Source organism: Stenotrophomonas sp. P5_B8 (assembly GCF_054049855.1).
In genome coordinates, this window is record NZ_JBFULO010000532.1 from 1 (window position 1) to 2210 (window position 2210).

Sequence of the window (2210 nt, forward strand, 5' to 3'; positions counted from 1 at the left end):
AGCATTTGCAAAGATGCGACATGGAGTGCGGTGGATGTGCGGAAGTGGGATGAAACTCGCRGGGGGTCGCAGCTGGTGCGAACGACGGCGTCAACTGGAGTTGAGGTTTTGGAGAGGTGGGGGTGATGGTGGGGCGAAAGTTGCGCGGGTTGATTCTGGTTGAGGGCGATCGGGTAGCAGCATTCGAAGAAGCTGGACCAATGCCGTATCGAACTCGAACGTAGGCCATCGCACTTGCGGCGGCAGAGACGCCGCGGGTGTTGAAAGCGTGCGTACGTTTCGAATGCGCAGCTAACAGATAGGAAAAACCATATCTCGCGGTTGGCATGAGAGTTCTCCTTGGCAAAGCAACCCTACTGCGGCATCTGGGATATCCGAAATCAGGATATCGACCGGTGATCGTGCGGCGGAAAAGTCACTGTGACCTGGAACGTTCGTGCCATTCTGGACGTAGATCGAAAGCAAAGTGCATCGCGGATTGCCACTCTTCTGACATCCACTTCAAGTTCTTTCCAACCCCGTCAAGAAGACGCCGCGCGCCTGGAGGTCAGTGTGGAGCATTGTTGGCCACCGGATCGACCACGACCGACTGACACTGGGACATAGTCAGCCATTAGGGAGAGTCATCACGCCGTCTTGACATAATGCCAGGTGTAGCGGAATACTCGCTCCCGACAATTAGGGGGCATGGATGCGGATCGAGTCTAGGAAAGACGTAGTGTCGCTGCGCGCGCGCGCTATCGCAGCATTGGTGATCGCCGCAGCAATGGCATGCTCGGCACATGCTCAACAAGTCGTCCAGAAACCATATCAAGAGTACGACAAGCAATTGCGGTCGTCAGAACTCGTGGGACCGTTGACCTCGGATCTGTTCGGGGACTCAATCAACGTGTTCGACCAAAGTGCCTATTTTGGCCAGACGGACATTGATCTGCCTGGCACGAATAACCTGCCTGTAAAGCTGACGCGTAGATTCAACCTCCGTCCTATACCGATGCTCGGGCTTGATCCACTCATCTACGGCGGAGCCGGTGATTGGAACATCGACGTTCCATTCATTTCTGGAGTGTTCGACTCCAGCTATGGCTGGACCTACAGAGGTTCCAGGAAGGTTCAACGGTGTAGCGAGAACTTCATCCCGTATACGCCGCCGCCGTTCCGCATTGAAGATATTTGGTCAGGGTATACGGTCAATCTACCGGGCGAGGGCGCCCGCTCCCTGATAGGCGACCCTCCGGCTCGCTTTAGGCCTGCAAGCAGGCAGAGCAGCAACTGGAGCTGGACTACGAGCTCACTTGATACGGTGAGCTGCACGCCGATGATCGCTGGGTATGAGGGTGAGGGCTTCATTATCCAGACAACCTCAGGGATAAAGTACACATTCAACGTGGGTACTGAACGAATTGTCGGTCTTATGGGATCAATCAGCTCAGTTAATGCCAATCAAGCGCGCGTAGAAGTGTATTTGATGGCCAGTCGTATCGAAGATCGCTTTGGTAACAGCGTAAGCATCAGCTACAACGGGAACGGTCACCCCACCTCAATTTCTTCCAGTGACGGGCGAGCCATTAGTCTGAGTTACTCCGGTAACAAGCTACAGAGTGCATCGGCCAACGGAAGAACGTGGAGCTACGCATACGCAGGGAACGCCTTGCAGCGGGTCACCCAACCCGATGGCGCCGGCTGGGAGATTACTCATCTGGATGACAATCGCATTGCCTACGAGGAGTGGTCGGAAGACCCCGGCGAGGGCTGCGCTGGCGGCGCGCCGTTTCGCGACAAGGYTTATCGCCTGCGCATGAAACACCCTTCGGGCGCTGTGGGAAATTTCAGATTCGATCACCAAAGAAGATACCGAGCTGGTGTTCCCAAGCTGTACTGTTTCGTCGAGTCAGCCGGAGAAGGCTCGCTACGCCATACGTTGRGGGTGCCGTACTACTCTGATGTTCTGGCCATCACCGAAAAGACCATCGACGGCCCAGGGCTGCCGCAGATGCGCTGGACTTACGGCGACTATGGCGACTACCAGGACATGTGGGAGGGATCCATCACGCCCTGCACGACCTGCACGCAGTCGAAGATGGTTAAGATCACCCAGCCCGACGGTAGCCGTATCGAGGAGACGTACGGAATCGTGTACGAGCACAACGAAGGAAAGTTGCTCGGACGCAAGATCGTGGCGGCGTCCGGCGCGGTTCTGGAAGCTGAAG

Annotated in this window: 1 pseudogene; it reads left to right on the forward strand. The window is 56.0% G+C overall.

What is annotated here, in order from left to right:
• Nucleotides 1-718: 718 nt before the first annotated feature.
• Nucleotides 719-2210: pseudogene (locus tag ACXJKH_RS19000) on the forward strand (wall associated protein); the annotation flags it as partial.